This window comes from Legionella drancourtii LLAP12 (assembly GCF_000162755.2).
Taxonomy (GTDB): domain Bacteria; phylum Pseudomonadota; class Gammaproteobacteria; order Legionellales; family Legionellaceae; genus Legionella; species Legionella drancourtii.
In genome coordinates this window covers 157131-176539 of record NZ_JH413843.1, presented here as the reverse complement: position 1 = coordinate 176539, position 19409 = coordinate 157131, and the positions used below count along the sequence as shown (strand labels likewise).

Sequence of the window (19409 nt, the reverse complement as noted above, 5' to 3'; positions counted from 1 at the left end):
TCGAAGCAATAAACCCTCCACATCCTCGGCTGATTTAATTAGACTAGGGAAAACAGCTTCTAATTGGCCAAGAATTTCAGCGCGAAGGGTAGGCTCCTGAATGCTGTTTAATAATTGCTTATAATCATTCAGCGTAGATACATTAAGTGTACCTCTTTTTTTCAAATCATTATAAAGTTCTTTGGCTTGTTCATTAGATAAAAGAAAAGCAAACGCATGCATATCCTTTAAAGTAGAAACATGCTGAGCAATTTCATGTTTAAATCGCTCATAAAATGAAATTCTTTCTTGATGGGATAACCGAAGCAATAAACTCGCCACATCCTCGGCTGATTTAATTAGACCAGGGAAAACAGCTTCTAATTCACATAATATTTCAGCACGACGGGTAGAATCTTTAATGGATTGTAATAAAGATAGATAATCTGATAATGATTTATTAGGTAATTTAGGCATTTTTTTCCGATGTTGATAGCAGTGTATGAATTATATACTTTCTTCATTAAGGAAAGATTAAGAGCTTAATGGAAAATAAAGAAACAAAATCATCTTATAGCAGCTACTTAACGATGAACTATTTTAAATAGTGCCTTAAATGCGCTCAATAAAAGATTTATTGGGTATTAAAAGGTATATCGTATTATATAAATTAAATTAACAAAATAATTAAATTAATCTATATTTATGTTTAGAGCTTATAAATCAAGGAAGACAAGATGAGTTTAGATAGCTTTTATCATGAGAGCTTTAAAAAATGGCTCAAAGGCAAGTGTTCTGTACAGTCTGATGCCGTAACTGATTCGTTTGATGATAGTGGCATACAGGCTTATTATGAGCCTTCCAGACAGGTATTTATTATCTCCCCAGGAGAAAAAGAATATCCACGCCAAATTGTGGAAAATACTTTGTACCAGGAAGAAGAATTTAACTCCTTAGTGGTTGAGATGCTAAAAAAGTCGTAATGCGTTGTTTTAACCAACATTGGGATCGGTCCATAATAAAGCCGACATGGCCTCCATGTTGGCTTAATTCAAAAAGAATATCAGCAGATAATTCGTCACTGGTTGGGATCGTGGCTGGTGTCATGAAGGGATCATCTAATGCATGAATAATTAAGGTGGGGGTATTAATTTTTTTCAGATATTGTCTGCAACTGGCTGTCTGGTAATACTCTGTGGCACTAGAAAAACCATGTAAGGGGGCGGTTATGTGTTGGTCAAAATCGTAGAGAGTTTTTAAGGAAAATAGTTTTTGCTTAGAAATGGCGAGCTGACAATTAATTACATCCAGTTTTTGCGAAAATACCGCATGTAAGTTTTGGATTAAGTTTGCTTGATAAATACGCGCGAAGCCTTTATTCATTTGTTGCACTACATCCTGTAGTTTAAAGGGGACCGAAATAGCGACTGCCGCATCAATCAAGGTTTGTGTCCCTGTTTCACCAAGCCATTTCAACAATATATTGCCACCTAATGAAATGCCAACTACTGCCTTTTTGGTCATCGGTTCACGTATTGTTAGTGACTGCAGAAAATAGGCTAAGTCTGTGGTTTCTCCGCCATGATACGTACGTGGTAAACGATTGGGTTCGCCACTAGTACCACGATAGTGCATTAAGACACCCCGATACCCCGCCTTATTAAAGGCGCTTAGTAATCCTGGAACATAGGGTGAATTAATGCTGCCACCCAAGCCATAAAGTAAAACAACTACTGGCGTCTCATTACTTAAGCCATTAATAGCCCAGGCTAAATCAATAAAATCACCATCAGGTAATTCAAGGCGTTCATGATGGTCAATAGGGGCTTGTAAACGATTGGTTAAGGTGCGATACAGTGTTTGCCCATGTTTATTAGTAAGCCACCAAGCTGGTTTAAATTCACTGTGAATAATCATCAGGGATCTGTCCTCAAGACGACAATGTTAGTTTCTTTGTCTTTTAGTATAAAATAAAGTAGATGAAAATAAATGTTTTATGCCAGTTGATTGGTGATAAAACATTAGTTGGTGCATGGCTTCATTGCTACCTACTCTTCATTAAAGTTACATTTTGTTAACGGGACGATCGTCGTTTTTTTAATCAATTTATGTCCCATCCAGACGAGTAAAAAAAGTGGGATGCAAATGTAGGAAATGAGTAAGCCGTACCAATCTATGGGATCGGCGATTAAGGCGGCATAATTTTGTCCGCCAATCACGATGAGGCACAAGACAAATGCACACAAGGGACCAAACGGGTATCCTTTAGCTACATAGGGCAGCAAGGCCGGATCTTTTCCTTGCAGTAAATAAGCTTTTCTAAAGCGATAATGACTGATTGCTATTCCTATCCAGGCAATAAATCCTGACAGGCTGGTGGCATTGAGTAACCAGAAATAAACCGTGCCATTGCCAAAAAAAGAAGAGAGAAAAGCCAGCATTGCCACGGCACTGGTTAATACTACGGCATAAATAGGGATGCCACGTTGATTCACTTTGGAAAAAATGCGTGGTACATGGCCGGCTTTAGCAAGATACCACAGCATTCTGCTCCCTACATACATAAAGGAGTTGGCGGTTGATACGATGGCTAAAAGAATCACGGCATTCATGATGGTTGCCGCAAAGGATTTATTGTATTGTTCAAAAACCAAGGTAAATGGACTCATAACCACCTCAGGAGTTACTAATTTAGGTGAGGTGTAGGGGATTAACAGACTGATAACAAAAATGGATAAAATGTAAAAGATTAAGATGCGCCAAAATACCATTTTTACTGCTTTAGGGATATTTTCATGTGGTTTCTCACTTTCCCCAGCAGCGATACCAATCATTTCCGTTCCTTGAAAAGAAAAACCAGCAATAACAAAGGCACTAATGATGCCCTCCCAGCCACCATGGAAGGGGGCATCTCCAAGGGTCCAATTGTGGAATCCTTCTGCTTTATAAGCGGTGATGCCCGCAACAATCAGGAATCCTGTAACAATGAAGAGAATAACCACGGTTATTTTGAGAAAGGACATCCAATATTCTATTTCGCCAAATACTTTAGTGGATATGGTATTAAAACCAATAATTACAACCAAAAAAGTTGCGCACCAAATATAGGACGGGCTATCGGGAAACCAAAAATGCATGATTAATGCCGAGGCGGAAATTTCTGAAGCAATATAAATGGCACAACTGTACCAATAATTCCATCCTAGAGCATAGCCGAAAGACGGATCAACAAAACGGGAGGCATAAACGTAGAAGGCTCCTGTATTAGGCATAAATGCAGCCATTTCACCAAGGCTGGTCATTAAAAAATACACCATAATGCCCATGATAAAATAGGCCAGCAACGTACCGCCTGGTCCCGCTAAAAATAGGGCATTACCGCTGGCTAAAAAAATACCCGTTCCAATTGAACCACCAAGTGCGATCATGCCTAATATGCGGGCATTGAGTTTGCGTTTTAGCACCGGCTCATGGGCTACATCGTGCATTGTTCAATCCTTGTTTATCCTGATAAAATGTTAACAGCTCCTAATATTGCAGCCAGTTTTTTTCAGGTATTCGTTCAATCGAAATGGTTTCATAGGTTTTGAATATATCCCCATTTTGCGATAAAAGAATGGCAATTGGGCGCGTTTTTTCAAAATGAGCAAATATTATCATCAGCATGACCGTGATGGGGACAGAGAGGAACATTCCTAAAATACCCCATATTGCCCCCCAAAGCGCTAGAGATATCAAGATGACTAAGGGGCTTAAATTTAAGGTATGGCTTAAAAAACGCGGCTCAATTAAATTGCCTACGATGAACTGAACCGTTCCTAGTCCCACAATCACTTCAATAAAAGGCAGCCAGTTAGCAAATTGTACTACGGCTAACGTAGCAGGAAACAGCGTGGCGATGATTGCCCCAATATTGGGAATGTAATTTAAAAAGAAAATAAGCAGCGCCCAAAATTCAGCAAAATCGACTCCTACCCATTTCATAATGAACCAACTGGCGATGGCGGTACCCAGGCTTAAAAGGGTCTTTAAGCCAAGATAAGTTTGGGTGTCATTCACAATATGGGTGAGGATATTGGTCATTAATTGTTGATTTTCCAATGAGGTTATCATGGCATCCATCTTTCTTTGGAAAAAATGTTGTTCAACGAATAAGAAAGCCACATACAAGCCGATAAGTACGGTAGAACTGGCAAGCGTCGTAAATACACCCGAAATTTTTAAGACAATGGTTTGCACATTAATGGTTTTGATTAATTGATTCATATTCGCTAAGACTTCGATGCGATATTTTTTATCAATCCCGTCAACAATCGTTAATAAATTTTCTTGATAGCGGCCCGAGGCGTCGATGACGTTGCTGACATTATTGGAAATGATATTAACAAAAATGGTGATAAAAATTGCGGCAACAGCAAAAGATAAAATCATGCTTAGCCACATGGGTAATAATTCACCAATAGTTGGTATCCGTTGGATAATTCCACTGGTGGTATTAAGGAGATGCCATATAAATACCGCAATAATAATTGGAATTAAGATGCTGCTGCCGACGATAAGGAAATAGCCAATAATCCATACAATAATTAGCCCTGAGGCAAAAGCAATGATACGGCTCATAGACTTGCTCCCCAACAGTAGAGTCTGGGGGCTGGGCTGTACGAGGTACCTTGCTTCTTGAATTTATTTAACGGTTCCTTATGCATTCATTAAACTCCTTCTATGGTCTTTTTTATTTACAAAATACACGAATGGTTAATACCAGTTAACATCGCAATAATTGTTTGCGCAAAGTTTCAGTAAAGTAAAGAACAATATACCGCTAAAAAGAAGCCCTCACGTCATCAGCTGTTTCATCATCAGTACTAATGGGGGGGATGGATGTTTTTTGTACCAAATATTCGATAGGTACTACCTGACATTGTTTTGGCTTCATACATGGCAGTATCTGCTTGTAGTAATAATGATTCACTACTTATATTTTTATTGTTATGGCAATTGACGACACCAATGCTTACTCCTACGGATAATTCATTACCTGACAAAAGAAAAGGGGTTTCCATCAATTGCGTAATTTTTTTAGCGACCACCTCGCTTTGGTGGCATTCGGATAAATCTTCCAGCAAGATGGCAAATTCATCGCCGCCAAAACGTGCGGCAACATCATAGGCTCGAAGCGATTGTTTCAGGCGCAACCCCACTTCTTTTAACAATTTATCGCCAGCCATGTGTCCTAGCGTGTCATTGACGAGCTTAAATTTATCCAGGTCGATTAACAATACACTGATGATGCCTCCAAGCCGTTTCATTTTGGTCAGGGCGACATCAAGTCTATTTTCGAAGAGCATGCGATTGGCAAGACCAGTCAGCATGTCAAAATTAGCTCGCATAATCAGCGCACTTTCAAATTGTTTTCGTAGGACTGCATACTGAATCGCGCGTCTGATAAGATGGGCATCGAGTTGATCTTTGAATAAGTAATCTTGAGCGCCTTGCTTAATGGCTTCAAGAGCTAAATCTTCATCTTTATAGCCGGTTAAAAAAATTACGGGCAGGCGTGGCGACATATTTTGAATGCTATGTAATCCGCTAAATCCACGAGTATCTGGCAAAGTGCGATCCAAAAGTGCGACGTCAAACTCTTCTTCCGAGACTATTTTCAGGGCGTCAGAAATCGTCGAGGTATTTATTAAAACATGAGTTTGGGGCAGGGCTTGTTGCAGTACTTTGCTAATAAGAATAGCATCGCCGTATGAGTCTTCAATCAGCAATATTCTTAAAGGATTAGATGTAGACGTTGCGTTCATCAGAGTTCCTCTCTGTTACTTAAATTAGAGTCAGATCTAGATACTCGTCTTTTTTTTGAATAGTTCGAACCATTAGCGCGGTGCATCATTGGCTCTTACCATTAATACTAGTATCGTTAGCTTAAACTGTACAAGCATACATCGATAGTTTTGATATAGTTTATCTTCTTTTCTTTTCTTCATCAGGTAATATAACGTGCTTAAACCAAAATTGTTCAATTTTATCGGTAAGTTCATAGAGCTCCTCTAGATTGGCTGCCTTTTTGATATAACAATTTGCATAATTATCATAACAATGAATTACATCGTATTCCGCGCTTGAGCTGGAAAGAATAATTACTGGAATCCGTCGAAGTCGCACGTCATTTTTAATTACCTTAAGTACTTCTAGGCCATTTATTCCAGGAAGATTTAAATCGAGGATAATAATGTCAGGCATTTTCAATTTGTCTTTTTTATTTTTACTGCACAATAAGCTAAGCGCTTCTTCGCCAGTGCTGGCAACGGTTATTTTGTTTTCAATTTTTGTACGTTCAAAAGCACGTTTTACGAGCAATGCATCGCCGTGGTTATCTTCCACTAAAAGTAGGCGCACAGGGCGCTCTTTATGTTGCAATGTGTCGTTGTTCATTAATAAGCTCCTGTCAGTGCTTATCGCATTTAGGAATAGTTAAAAAGAAGACACTACCTGAGCCAATGATGGATGTTACAGAAAGTGTTCCGCCATGAATCTCAGCAATTTTTTTGCAAATCGATAAGCCAAGTCCACTGCCTTTAATGGATTCCCATGTATGTAAGCGACGAAATGGTTCAAAAATTTCGTCAATAAATTGCTCTTCAATTCCCAGGCCATTATCCTTAATCGAAAGACGCCAATTTTCTCCTTGATCTTCTAAGCCAATATGGATATCAGGAGTATTTCCTTTGCGCTGATATTTAATTGCATTAGTTAGTAAATTTTGCAGCAAGCGCATAATTTGCATAGGGTTACCATATAGTATAGGCAATGGATCTTGCGTAATTTGGGCTTTTTGCTCTTCAACGAGGGTTTTTATATTTTGCAGTGCATTTTGTAAGATTTCTTCGCCATTAAATCGCACAAAGATTGTTTGTTTGCTTACACGAGAATAGGCTAGCAAATCGTTAATTACATCACGCATACGGATACCCGCATTAGTCATTATCCGCAAATATTCTTTGGCTTCATCATCTAGCTCTGTTTGTTTTTCAGCAAGTAAGAGCTCCCCGAAATTATTTATCATGCGTATTGGTTCTTGCAAATCATGCGACGCAACATAGGCAAAACGCTCTAATTCTGCATTCGAGTTGGCTAAGGCTTTCATCAGTTTTTTGTTTGCGGCCTCTGTTTTTTTATTTGCAGCTTCTGCTTTTTTGCGCGCAGTAATATTTTGTACTTGGGAAATAAAATATTTGGGGGTGCCATCCATATTCCAGAGTAGAGAAACATCTAATAATCCCCAAATAATATGACCATTCTTATGAAAATATCTTTTTTCCATTTGGTAGTTATCAATTTCTTTATTTAACATTCGTACTAAATAACCCAAATCCTTCTTCAAATCGTCTGGGTGGGTAATGGTTTGGAAATCCATAGCCAGAAATTCCTCTTCGCTATAACCCATCATATTGAGCAAGGCTTGATTAACATTGAGCCACTTTCCCTCAGTGGAAACTAATGCCATACCAATGGAGGCATAGTGCATGGCTAAACGGAATGTTTCTTCACTTGCTTTGGTCGTTTCTTCTTGTGCTTTACGTTCGGTAATATCGCGGGTAATGTTCACGAATCCGACCAGTTTTTCATCAGAATCATACAGCGCTTCAACTAAAATTTTTGCCCAAAAATGACTGCCATCTTTACGTACTCTGATATTGTCTTCTTCATATCGTCCTTGCTTTTTAGCTATCTTTAAGTAGTGTTCCGGAACCTTATTGGCAATGTCTTCTGCGGTATAGAATATGGAAAAAGGTTTGCCGATAATTTCGCGCTCAGCATACCCCTCAAGCCTTTGGGCGCCGATATTCCAGCTTTTCACGTTTCCTGAAGGTGTTAGCATGAAGATGGCATAATCTTTAATACCATCTAGGATCATTCTATAGCGATTCTCACTTTCAGTAAGCGCTTTGCTTTTTTCATCTGATTTGAGCACTAAGTAAGCGCATAATGAGACCAGCATTGATATAATGAAATCAAAGCAAAAAATGACTAAATAACTTTGCGATACTTGATTTGCTAACGCCTCTGTATTAGGTCTTGGTATAATTAGCCTGGCGGTATTATAAACCGCAGCGGACAGCGATAGGGTTGCTGTAAGGAAGGCGATAAAAATAGGGATTGGTAACCAAATAGACTCTGTTTCTGAACGGTTCCAAACATAGTTAATGATGGCACTACTCAAAAGCACGAAACAGCAGGCTGATTCAATAGGAATCATGGCAATAATATTGCGTGAATGAGTGAGCCAGCCAATCAATATAGTCAGCGCTAAAAGTGTAATAAAAATTGGACAGAAGAAGATAAACCACATCCAAATGCTGAATTTCTTGTGTTTTATCTTTGAGACAACGTTCCAATGGTTCATAGGTATTTGCTTAAATTACAGACATTTGATTAAAGTACGCATGGATAGCATGCGGCTAGGCCTTTCGCTATAAGTTTATCTTATCTTGGTTATAAAAATGTTCGGAAATTCTTTTAATTTTAGCAGAGTATTACGGATCTCAGGAAGCAAAGCATAAATACCGCTCTCTGAGGACTCACTTTTTAATTTAGTTGAGAAAAATTAATACTTATTTTGTTGTGATTTATGCAATTTTATTAAAATATGGTCTATATTTTACAATGTTAATTACGGATAGGGAGTTCCAAATGAAAAACACAAATTTGACTTCTAGATTTAGAAGTTTAAATCAATTGCTTATGGTGCTGTTTTTATTTGCCAGCCCATTAGCCGGCGCATATGCTGCATGTTGCGCAGGTCATGGCGGTGTTGCTTCATGTAATAAATCTACAGGTCACCAGATGTGTAAAGACGGTACTGCTTCTCCAACATGTACTTGTGCTATTCCCAAGACTAAAAAAGCGACCACACCTGCTACGGCGCCAGCGACAAGTACAAAACCTAAATCAAAGGCCAAAACCTCGACAACAACTAAGAGCGCACCCACCACTACTAAACCTAAAAGCAGTTGGTGGGGTGGAAAAAAATCGACTACAACGACACCAAGCACTACAACTAAAAGTACACCTGCCAGTGGTGCGAGTGCTAAAGGCTGTTGCTCACGCCACGGAGGGGTCGCTCAATGTGATAAGGCGAGTGGCCATCAAATGTGTAAAGATGGTACTGCATCACCTAGCTGTACTTGTCACTAAGTCCCACGCATAGAATAGTTTGAATGATAGGACGCATCATCCTTTACCTCTTTAGGCGTTGCAGAACTCCATAGAGAGGTAGGGATTTTTTTATCATTTAGTTCCGCTGATTGTTCGGGTGAAGCCGCCACATTTGCACCTAATGGAGAAGGGGCAACCGGGCTATTTTCTTTCTGGATATTAACGTACTTGTCAAAAAGGAGGTAGGTGCTTGCCAGGGTAATAAATAAAGCACATAAAGTAGCTGCGGCTAATAAGCAGATACTACTAATTGCCAGGGCAGCGCCTGCAGTAAAGACAATAGCTGGAAAAGCAAGCCCACCTGTTGCAATGGTTGATATTAATAGACCACTCATGAGCAGCAAGCTGGCTCCAGCCAGTAAGCCAATGGATGTATCAGAAGCTAAAAGTCGTTTTAACCAGGATGTTTTTTTATCTAAGGCACAGTCAATGATTAGTTGCATGCGGTAGGAATTAAACAATACCATCAAGGTTGTTGACGCCATGACCATTAACGGGATAATGGGGGAAACCGCGATGCCTGCAACTGCAAAAGAAACAATGAACGCAGTGAACGCAAGAGCGCTATACATTAATAGTCCTTGGTTTTGGAGAATATTTTTTTTCAAAGCTTGATTCAATTTATTGTGTGCAAATAGATAATCCAGCCTACCATTTAAAGTAATGTCGGTAAAAAAAGACGTTTTATCATCGGCTGTCATGGCACAACCAATCCCTCTTTTTTGGCTCATTATTTTTGCACCGGGAGCATCATTTAAGCCATCACAAACTAACAAAACTCCGTTAGGATCATCCTTGTGTAATTCCATTAATGCGCTTAAAAAGTCTTCTTTATTTTGTGGTGTTTGTTCGGCATGAATGTCTTCCAAGGCAAAAATGGAGTCATTTTGTTCATTAAAACCCAGGGCTGAAGATTGACTGTCGCCAGTGAGCATAATTATTTTTATTCCTGCACTTTTTAAACGAGTTAGTGCGGCTAAAACGCCTTTTCTAATTTCATGTTTAATATAGATTGCACCTTTGTATTTTTTATCTTCCGCAATATAAACGGGCGTAAATCCTTGTTCTGTTTTATGGCTGTCGAGTTCCGGTACAGGGATATTGAATTGTCGTAAATAATCGGCACTTCCTACCTGAAGTAGTCTTCCTTGCACTACAGCGGATAAGCCACGGCTATTTGGATCATTGGTTACTTTGTCGATATCTTGGATAATGCTACGTTGCGTTGTTTTGCTTTCATAATAACGAACAATGGCTTTGGCAAGTGGATGGTCAGCGCCATGGTGTTTTTCCAACAGATAAATACGCTCCCATAGAGAAGCAGAAATACCTTCAGCTGATTCGACTTGACTATTCCCTGTGGTCAAGGTACCTGTCTTATCAAATATGACGGTATGTATTTCCGTATTTTGATGGCATATATTTTCATCACGTATGGTGATGCCTTGATTACTTCGTTGGTAAAGATTAAGTAAATTCGGTAATTGGTGGGCTATAGCCATGGTGCATGGACAGACGGCAAATAAAATACCCGTAATATTTTGTAAGGATAAAGAAAAAGTAAGTATGCCTAAGGCCCAGGGGGCAATAATTGCCGCGGCAATTCCGACAACAATTAAGGCGGTGTAGAGGTAGGTAAAGGTATGATTCGGTTTGGCAATAATATTTTCTTTGGCGCGATTCGAGCGAAATAATAATTGATTCACTGTGCTGTGGTAAGAATCTTTAGATGCATAAACAACAACCGGATCACTTAAATTAATGGCGCCAGCCGGGATAAAATCTAAGCGTCGTTTTATCTGCTGCGGTTCTCCCGTTAAAAGGGATGAGTCAACGATGGTTTGTCCATTAATCAAAATGCAATCAACAGGAAAACATTCTCCACGATTAATTTTAATGATCATTCCTTCTTTCAGTGAACTTTTGCGCTCCATAACCAGCTTATTACCAACAACCATCTCCTCTATACACTTAAAAAAAACGTCAGGACCTTTGTCTCGGCCAAGAAGGACATCAATCGGTTGCGACAAGAATGTCTGTTCTGATGATGAGAGTTGGTAACAAGGGTATTCCTCGGCCATTTGAGGGAACAACATTTTTATTCCTTGCAAATGCATTTTCTTCGACTGATTCAAAACCTTACGCTTTATCTCATCCATGCCATTAATAATAGTAATGAGCATCACGGGCATGAGAAAACACATAAACATCATGGAAAAACCACTTAGTAATGGCATCGAAATGGCATGATAGAGTGTATGTGCTAAAGATAAAAACCAGCCTAAGGTGACCGTTGTGTTCATGTTCAGCACATTTTTATCACGTAAATTGCGAAAAAAATTGAGTAGGTAATGTCTGGCGGTAAAGGCAGTAGTTAAAAATGAGAGTGATGTTAGTGCAAATGTAAGAAGTATTGATGGGGAAAAAATGATGGCTAATGTAGCGATGGCGGCAATCGCCAATAGATTAATGAAGATATTTATCCAGTTTACATTGTAGCTCTCATTTTTTTCTTCTTCGCAGTTGTTAATGATTTCAAAGCCGAAAGACTCGATGCCTTCTTTGAACATTGCGGAAATTTGCTCTTTAAGCGGTTCATTTTGCTTAAACTCTTGCTCATTTGTGGTAACAGTAATAAATAAACGATGAATGCCTAAAGCTTGCGGTTCAGCATCCATGATTAGTTGGGCATTTTTTGGTACAAGATTTTCTTCTTTACATTGATCCAAACAATTATTAAAACCGCGTTGAATGATTGCTCCACATCCTTGGAAACACATAATCCCTGAGACTAAAAAGGAATCTTGAAAAAGTATTTTTTTTGCCATTAGGTATAACTCTTATGTCGACTCTATTGCCGTAGGGGGAATATTGGTGAATATTAAGTTAATACGCATCAAATTGCCACATAAAGATTAAATTATTTATGGGCGCTTTATTTGCTATGCCTTGGTTCTCTTTGTGAAAAACCGGATGACAGCGTGGGTTATTGTGGTTATTCTTGGGGCAAGATTTCAGGGGGGGGGACCTTGCTATTTTCTTGGCCAAAACAGGTTGATTTTCTGTGTTCCGATGCTAAAAAATAAATCTTTTTACCCCAAAGATGGTGTAGAGCGATAGCCCCCAGTATACGGAGTGTAGGCGATTTTGAACTTTTTATCATCCCGCAAGGAATTATGGCTGACTTATTTTCTTGCTGCATATTGTGCTTATTATTTAATTAACTCATTGGCTGCCGCATGGGGTTTTACTACCGATGATGCCTATATTAGTTGGTTTTATGCACGTCAATTAGTTCATGGTCATGGCTTGCATTGGCAGGATATGATGCCAGCAGTAGAGGGGTATTCCAATTTTTTGTGGGTTATGCTGGCGGCTTTAGTTATAAAATTGCAATGGCCATTAGTACTTAGCATTAAATGGATTTCTGTTATTAGTTTAGGTATGGGGCTTACCTATTTATATCGGTTAAGCAGGCTTTTTTTTAGTCCCTTATTGGCTATGTTGCCGGTACTTTTATTCAGCCATTATACTGGGGTTGTTTGGTGGACTGTTAGTGGCTTAGAAAGTACTTTTTTTTGCGCGCTTGCGCTTTTATTGATATGGCAATGTGCCGCTGCTTTTGGCTATGTCATGTTATCCGCATCGCCAATGACCTCGTCAAAGAATTCCACTCCGGCATGGATTATGACCAATATTGCGCTGCTCCTCCTAGGATTAACCCGATTTGAAGGTCTTGTATGGTTGCTACCGGTTGCTATATTTTCTGTTTGCCAATTGCAAAAAGAGGGTTTAACCCGATTTGTGCATGGATATAAGACTTTATGTTTATGGGGAATGGTTACTTTTTGTTGTTTTGTGCTTCCTTATACGATTTATTTTGTTTGGCGTCTTGAATATTTTGGTCATTGGATTCCCAACAGTTATCTTTGTAAAGCCATGGTCCCGGGGCAAATAGGAGTAGTTGATTTAGATTATTTGCACATTGCTATCGCGTTGATTGTGGCTTCGTTGCCCTATTTTTTATCACGTAAAGATTGCCGTCATTTATTACTGTGGCTGCCGTCATTATTTTATGGGGTTATGCTTTGGCAGGCCGATCCGTTGCTTGCTTATCATTTACGCTTCTTTTTAGCGCCTTTGGCACTGTTCTCTTTAGCTGCTGTTTTAGGGGTGTATCAGTTTTTACAGTATTTTAAATTTTCGCAATGGGATTTAAAGTTAATGACTGGTTTTGTGAGCATCATTTTGACCTTTGCCATTATTCCTGGAAATAATTTTGCCCATTTGCACACGACTGCGGCAGAATATCAGGGGCGAAATCACAATCGGATGATGATTAGTAAAATATTAAATGAGCAAGCAAGCACAGGAGCTACTGTTCTTTTAGATGATTGTGGGATGATTCTGTTTCATGCACGGCCAGATCTTCATTTTATCGACAGCCAGTGTTTAAATAATGCCCCTTTAGCGCAGGCTATTTATCATAATAATTTAGCGCTTTATGCCGATCATTTGCAGCAGGAAGTGAAACCGGAATGGGTTGTCGTGAATCAACCTGCATTAGCGGTGCACCTTAGTCTTTTAATGGAAACTTTAGTGCAGAAGCAGTTTTTAAGCGAGTACCAGGTTGTTGCAACGTTACGCTCCCGGGCGACATCGATGGAGGCTATGGATCATTATTTGCTTTATAAACGACGTAGTGCTTCTTAAAATAACAGCGGGCATCCGTTCATCACAATATTCCATTCATTGGGTTATTGGGCCTTACGGCCCAATGGTATTATTGTGACGAGGAAGAGGATTGTGCTGCACTATTGCTCAAATCAGAATTTGGTGGGGTAGTGCTGAGACTTTTGAGTAGCATAACGCTATTGGTTAGTAAGAGGCGTTCTTGGATTTGGCGATCCAAATACATTTGATAGTTCATTTCCGCAAGTAAGGCGGCAATTTCTTTTTCTACAGTTGCTGGCGAGGCATTATTGATTTGGTTAAGCCATTGATTATTTTGACTCATATCCGGATTGAATAATCTCCACGTGGCCATATTAAACTCACTCAAGGCTTGGCTTGATGGTGTAGATTGACTGGTGCCACTTTGATTTTGTGGTAATCTTTTTGACATAATGAAATACAGATTACTAATACCCACTGAATATTGTGCTGCATAGGTGCGTAGGGTAGTAAAGTAATTATCAAGTGTTGCCTGTGCTTGAACTTGCTGTATGGTGGGGATTGCGCCTGACTTAATCTGCGCTTGGGTATACAACGTATCATAAGCCTTTAGCTTCGGTAACTGCAAAGGAGTGACTGCGCCTGAAACGTAGCGCACAAAATTAGCGGCTTGTTGCGCCTGAGTTTGGGCGTTTAAACCTGTGTTTTGGTTGTTAGTACTAGGACTTGATGTACTATTTGCTGACGCGTTTTGGGTTGCATACAGTAATGGAGCTGTTAGTGAGTTGCTGTTAAGCTGACTTATCAATTGCTGGTTATATTGATATGTATAGTATTGGTAGGTTGACGGCAAGGTGCCAATAATATTGGAAGTGACGCCGCTAGCGGGTAAAATAGTATTACTATTACCACCGACTTGTGAACAGCCTTGCCAGGCAGAACCATCATAAGTCATACAATAACTTACATCGGGTGTACTTAAGATATTTAATACCGCTTGACTTACTGGGTCTTGTTGGAAACTAGGTTGATCAATGGCGGTACTCACTGCAACGGTGCCTTGTTGTTGTGATTGGGGGTTGCTGTAATTTTGTGAGTTGAACACATTATTCGCAAACGCATTGATTGCTGCTGCGTTAGGAATACCTCCTTCAGTGGGTAGAAATTGCGCTAATGCTGAATTGACGGGAATGGCGCCTAAAAAAGTATTAAACATATACGTTTCTAGGACTTGGGTGGCTGTTGCGTTCAGGAGGGTTTGACTTACGGTGGCATTATTGGCGGTGGGGGATTGAGTTAAGTTATAACCTAAGTAACCACCAAGATTAAGTAAGTATTGGACTAAATTTTGGGTATTGGTTGCTGTTTGTTGTGTACCATACTGGTTAAGCGAATCATCTGCTACGGCTGGTAGAGTAGTTAAGCAAAATAAATTAATCAGTGCAAATTTGGAAAACCGTTTCATCATTCATCCCCTTCAAGTGCGCGTAAGACAAGTTTCAATCGATATTGACAAAAAACTCGCGATAATAACCGTAAACGTTCAAATACAATGTTTCTTTTGAGAAAAACTCCTGCAGGATCATGGCTTCCGGTGCTGGTTTCTTCCGCATGGATTAAGATACGTGAAGCACTTCCCGGATGAACAGTATCGATTGCTTGCAGCAATCGCAGTCCTCTACCTGACTTAATATTACCAACAATACGAATAAATTTTTCTTCTTCTGCTAAGAGCCCCATATCAATCTTTTCAATATCATCAAGCTCTTTACCAAGCTGCGTCATAGCCGCTTCAAAGTCTGGATTTCCATCCAGGGTCCAGTCTTCAACACTTTCCATAAAAGTAATAACACGGTAGATCATGGGGTCTATATATTCAAACCAATATTGGGCAGATGCTTCATGGCTAAGATCGGGCATGATTTACTCTTTTTTTACTGTCTCAGATTAATGGACGAATTCATTACTTACTACTATAGTATATTATGAGCGGTAAAAGTATATTATCCCTAAAATTTAAAGTAAGTAAATACTATGAAAAAGCAATCGGAATTGAGAATAGTTAAATTGATTAGTAGTATCCTTAATGTGCGTGAATGGTTTGATTGGGAGCGGGTAAGATCGTTTACTCTTTATTTGGCCAATGGCTTTAAACAGCTGTTTGTTCCTCAGAAAAGCGTTAAGGCGGAGTCATTTAAGGATGTCACTGCCAAGTTAAATATCGATGATGAAAATTTACTTGTTAAACAAAAAGCATTACTTCGTTTAAGTCTACTTATGTTAGTCATTGCAGGTCTGATTTTGGGCTATGCAGGCTATCAGTTGTTCTATGGTTCTTTTAAAGCGGTTATTGTGAGTCTGGTCGTCACGCTTATCGCATTGACATTGGCCTTTCGCTATCATTTTTGGTATTACCAGATTAAGCATCGCAAATTAGGATGCACCTTTGATGAATGGTTCAGGCAAGGATTGTTAGGGGAGAAAAAATGAACAAGCTAACCACCACTGTACTCCTCTTGGTTTTTCCTAGTCTGGTACTTGCGGATAACTCATTGAATTTTGCTCCCCCGGCCAGCGATTTCTCTATGGTATTCCTGGCTAATTTATTTGGTATCGTAGATGGAGTTTTAAGTGGTACGGGTAGCCAAATCATGGGGAGTATGTTTGGGGTATTTAACTCTGCCGTCTTAGCGATTGGTGGGGTTATTATCATGTATACCCTGATGGTTTCTACCATGAATACCGCTCATGAAGGACAAATGCTTGGGCAAAAATGGTCCTCTATTTGGATTCCCGTGCGCTCCACCATGGGGTTGGCTTTATTAATCCCTAAAGCATCAGGATATTGCTTGATGCAGATTTTTGTGATGTGGATTGTGGTTCAAGGGGTTGGTGCCGCAGATAAAGTTTGGAATGCAGCATTAAGTTATTTGAACCGTGGTGGGGTAATTATTCAAGCGCAACAAGTTAATCCAGCTACTGCGCTTACCGGTAATTCGAGTATGGGCGATATTGCTACAGGTGCACTCGATATTCTTGCGGGGCAAGTGTGTATGCTTGGTTTGCAGACCCAATTACAAAATCAAAGGCAAGCTTATCTGGATCAGAAAGCAAAGAACTCAGGACCTTGTGCAGGCACTCCTTCAGCAACAATGGCTCCTTTTTGTAATACTGCCGTGCCTGATTTTATTGGTTCAGTTAATGCAGTTAGTGTGCAAAATGCCAATCCAAGCGCGACTTCATTTTCTGTTTCCATGCCTAATTTGCCTACCGGAACTTCTAGTGTTTATGGTTTCTTAAATGGTATTTGCGGCTCGATTAGTTGGAATAATATTAGTTCAAGTTCTTCAGTGTTAGCGAAAGCAACTGCTGCTGTTGGGTCAACTGCTGCAGTGGGAGGCGCCAATCTTAGCTCTGATGAATTGGCAACTGCACAGATGTCACGTGCAATTGCAATTCAGCAAATGTATGTTGATTTAGCCTCTGTCGCACAAACTATTATTGGTAATGCCCCTGCACTCTCTCCTTCCAGCAGTACGAGCAGCAGTAGTAGTACAACTCCATATATCACTAATATTGCTACGCAACAGTTTGGTGTACCCTATACGCAAAACTCAACCGTATGCGCGAACTATAGCAATAATTGTTATACTTGGGGACCTACATCGGGGAGTTCAGGAGGTGCCACCTTATTTAATGGTACCGAATTTCTTAATGCCATTAATGACTATAATGGGGTTATGATGCCAACCCTTAATTTAATCGCGCAAATAAATGATGCAAAGACTGCACGTGATGCACGGGCGTTCATTAACCAGGCTTCAACCCAGGGTTGGATTATGGCCGGAGCATATTTCTTTAATTTAGTGAAAATTCAAGGTAGTGCAACGATGAACTCTAGCCAGATTGATTCGAATACTGGTTTAGAAAAGAGTAGCTTTGATGCCGCCAAGCTTGTCAAGGCGTTTAAAGATGGTCAATGCACCAGCGATTATGCTCCGTTGTGTGCCTGGTTTGGCGGTGTTGCTACGCCACTAGGTTACGTACAGACATTAATTAATGCAGGGAACACCGCGACGAATACTTCGCCAATTCAGAAACCTACTATGTCTGGTAGTCCACGTAGAAACGCAATTCTTACGCAAGCAGCAACGAGTGTCTATGGATTGGCAAATAACTCCATTATGGTTCAGCTACCCGGTCAACCAGGCCTAAAACCACTGACTTTTGCCAACAGCATTAGTTTCTCTGTTGATACCTCTATATACACTTTGCCGGAAATAAATTTCCCTTGCGGGGCAGTGAAACCTTTCTTCTCTATCTGTTTGGGGGCAATAATAGGTAACGTGTTCTATAATGGGATATTTTTGTTCGTCTATAATGCTTTAATGACAATGTTTGGACAGATTATTAACGAAGTTGTCATGGCCTTCTTAATGATTCCACTAAGCGGTATGGCCGATATCTTTAGGCAAGGTGTTGAGGTACTGGCTGAACCAGGAGCGAACCCAGTTGTTGCCTTAGCCAATATGGGGGTTCAATACATTAATTTCGCCGGTAATTTATGGATGATGTTATTGGGGATTACGGTTACTAGCTCACTACTCCCTGTATTGGGTATTTTCATCTTCGCTTTGATGTCTTTAGCGATGCCTCTGCTGATGGCTTGGGTCGGTGTAATGGTCTCAATTGGCTTTACAACGGCATATTATATTCCTATCTTGCCGTATATGATCTTTACCTTTGGTGCCTTGGGTTGGTTAATGTCCGTGATCGAGGCCATGGTTGCTGCACCAATTGTTGCCCTGGGTGTTACCCACCCTGAAGGGCATGATGCCTTTGGTAAAGGAGAAGCAGCCATCATGATCTTACTTAATGTCTTCTTAAGGCCTTCGATGATGATCATTGGTTATATTGCTGCCATTGCCTTATCATATGTTGGGGTGTGGATCCTTAATTCTGGGTTTGATACTGCAATTGGATTTGTGCAAGGGCAAGGTCGAAGCGCGGCTAATTGGGGCGCGAGCGATCTGCCTTCTGGTTCGGGAGGCTATTCTGACTGGGCCGGTATTTATGCATTCTTTTTCTCAATATTAACCTATACCACCATGTACTTAGTCTTGGTGCAAAAATCATTTACGTTGATTTCTGTACTGCCAGATAAGGTATTACGCTGGATTGGTGGTAACCCAGAAAGCACGGGTCAAGAATCTGCGCAGTGGGCTGGTGATGTACAAAAACAACACGAAGGAGCCGCTACCAAGACTGGAGATGCACAAGGAGCAATTGATAAAAAACTTGGTGCTTATGGTACGCAAGCTGTTAGCAAAGGTAAAGAGGCTCTTGGTTCTGCCGGTAGTATGATGGGTGGTGGTGGCAGTATAGAAGCTTCACCTGATAGCGGTGGTGGCGGAGGCGGCGATACTGGCGGCAGCAAGAAGAGCGGTGGTGGCAGTAAAAAAGGAATGAACATGGGAGATATTGGCGGTGCTTAATCAATATTGACGATGAATAAGAGCCCTCTTGATGCGAGG

The 19409-nt window shown here is 40.2% G+C and carries 15 protein-coding genes; 5 read left to right on the top strand and 10 right to left on the bottom strand.

Annotated features, from left to right (window positions below; all coding sequences use genetic code 11):
- On the bottom strand, positions 1 to 456 hold a 456-nt coding region (locus LDG_RS19735; RefSeq protein WP_040536005.1), incomplete at its 3' end, for a hypothetical protein.
- A 260-nt stretch (positions 457 to 716) separates the two neighbouring features.
- Between LDG_RS19735 and LDG_RS14115 the strand changes: the two genes are divergently transcribed.
- Complete coding sequence (locus LDG_RS14115) at positions 717 to 962, top strand: hypothetical protein (RefSeq protein ID WP_006872097.1); 246 nt, start codon at positions 717 to 719, stop codon at positions 960 to 962.
- Here LDG_RS14115 and LDG_RS14110 read toward each other — a convergent pair.
- The 6 genes from LDG_RS14110 to LDG_RS18660 form a co-directional block, all read right to left on the bottom strand.
- A complete protein-coding gene (locus LDG_RS14110) occupies positions 925 to 1896 on the bottom strand; it encodes a hydrolase (RefSeq protein ID WP_006872096.1) in 972 nt (323 codons plus the stop codon). The genes LDG_RS14115 and LDG_RS14110 overlap by 38 nt on opposite strands.
- A gap of 131 nt (positions 1897 to 2027) precedes the next feature.
- A complete protein-coding gene (locus tag LDG_RS14105) occupies positions 2028 to 3467 on the bottom strand; it encodes an amino acid permease (RefSeq protein WP_006872095.1) in 1440 nt (479 codons plus the stop codon).
- A gap of 40 nt (positions 3468 to 3507) precedes the next feature.
- The gene (locus LDG_RS14100; RefSeq protein WP_006872094.1) at positions 3508 to 4599 is read right to left on the bottom strand and encodes an AI-2E family transporter; all 1092 of its coding nucleotides are present in this window, start codon (positions 4597 to 4599) and stop codon (positions 3508 to 3510) included.
- A 245-nt stretch (positions 4600 to 4844) separates the two neighbouring features.
- Positions 4845 to 5786, bottom strand: a complete 942-nt coding sequence (locus LDG_RS14095; protein WP_006872093.1) for a GGDEF domain-containing response regulator — start codon at positions 5784 to 5786, stop codon at positions 4845 to 4847.
- 160 nt (positions 5787 to 5946) lie between these two features.
- Positions 5947 to 6417 (bottom strand): response regulator, encoded by a 471-nt coding sequence (locus LDG_RS14090; protein WP_006872092.1) that lies wholly within the window; start codon positions 6415 to 6417, stop codon positions 5947 to 5949.
- A gap of 13 nt (positions 6418 to 6430) precedes the next feature.
- Positions 6431 to 8389, bottom strand: a complete 1959-nt coding sequence (locus LDG_RS18660) for a PAS domain-containing sensor histidine kinase (protein ID WP_083821477.1) — start codon at positions 8387 to 8389, stop codon at positions 6431 to 6433.
- A 287-nt stretch (positions 8390 to 8676) separates the two neighbouring features.
- On the opposite strand from LDG_RS18660, the gene LDG_RS14080 reads away from it, so the two are divergent.
- On the top strand, positions 8677 to 9180 hold the full coding sequence (locus tag LDG_RS14080) for a hypothetical protein (protein ID WP_006872090.1): 504 nt from the start codon (positions 8677 to 8679) through the stop codon (positions 9178 to 9180).
- On the opposite strand, the gene LDG_RS14075 is transcribed toward LDG_RS14080, so the two are convergent.
- Complete coding sequence (locus LDG_RS14075) at positions 9177 to 12029, bottom strand: HAD-IC family P-type ATPase (RefSeq protein ID WP_006872089.1); 2853 nt, start codon at positions 12027 to 12029, stop codon at positions 9177 to 9179. The two genes, LDG_RS14080 and LDG_RS14075, sit on opposite strands and share 4 nt — an antisense overlap.
- Positions 12030 to 12348: 319 nt before the next feature.
- Here LDG_RS14075 and LDG_RS14070 point away from each other — a divergent pair, with 319 nt between their 5' ends.
- Complete coding sequence (locus LDG_RS14070) at positions 12349 to 13914, top strand: hypothetical protein (RefSeq protein WP_006872087.1); 1566 nt, start codon at positions 12349 to 12351, stop codon at positions 13912 to 13914.
- A 70-nt stretch (positions 13915 to 13984) separates the two neighbouring features.
- Here LDG_RS14070 and icmX read toward each other — a convergent pair whose 3' ends face one another.
- Together icmX and icmW are read right to left on the bottom strand one after the other, a co-directional pair.
- Positions 13985 to 15340 (bottom strand): type IVB secretion system protein IcmX, encoded by a 1356-nt coding sequence (gene icmX, locus LDG_RS14065; RefSeq protein ID WP_006872086.1) that lies wholly within the window; start codon positions 15338 to 15340, stop codon positions 13985 to 13987.
- Entirely contained in the window at positions 15340 to 15795 is a 456-nt protein-coding gene (gene icmW, locus LDG_RS14060) for a type IVB secretion system protein IcmW (RefSeq protein ID WP_006872085.1), read from the bottom strand. The genes icmX and icmW overlap by 1 nt, the downstream gene beginning before the upstream one ends.
- A 114-nt stretch (positions 15796 to 15909) precedes the next feature.
- Here icmW and icmV point away from each other — a divergent pair, with 114 nt between their 5' ends.
- Together icmV and dotA are read left to right on the top strand one after the other, a co-directional pair.
- Positions 15910 to 16365, top strand: a complete 456-nt coding sequence (icmV, locus tag LDG_RS14055; RefSeq protein WP_006872084.1) for a type IVB secretion system protein IcmV — start codon at positions 15910 to 15912, stop codon at positions 16363 to 16365.
- On the top strand, positions 16362 to 19370 hold the full coding sequence (gene dotA, locus LDG_RS14050) for a type IVB secretion system protein DotA (RefSeq protein WP_006872083.1): 3009 nt from the start codon (positions 16362 to 16364) through the stop codon (positions 19368 to 19370). Before icmV ends, dotA begins: the two co-directional genes overlap by 4 nt.
- The last annotated feature ends 39 nt before the right edge of the window (positions 19371 to 19409 follow it).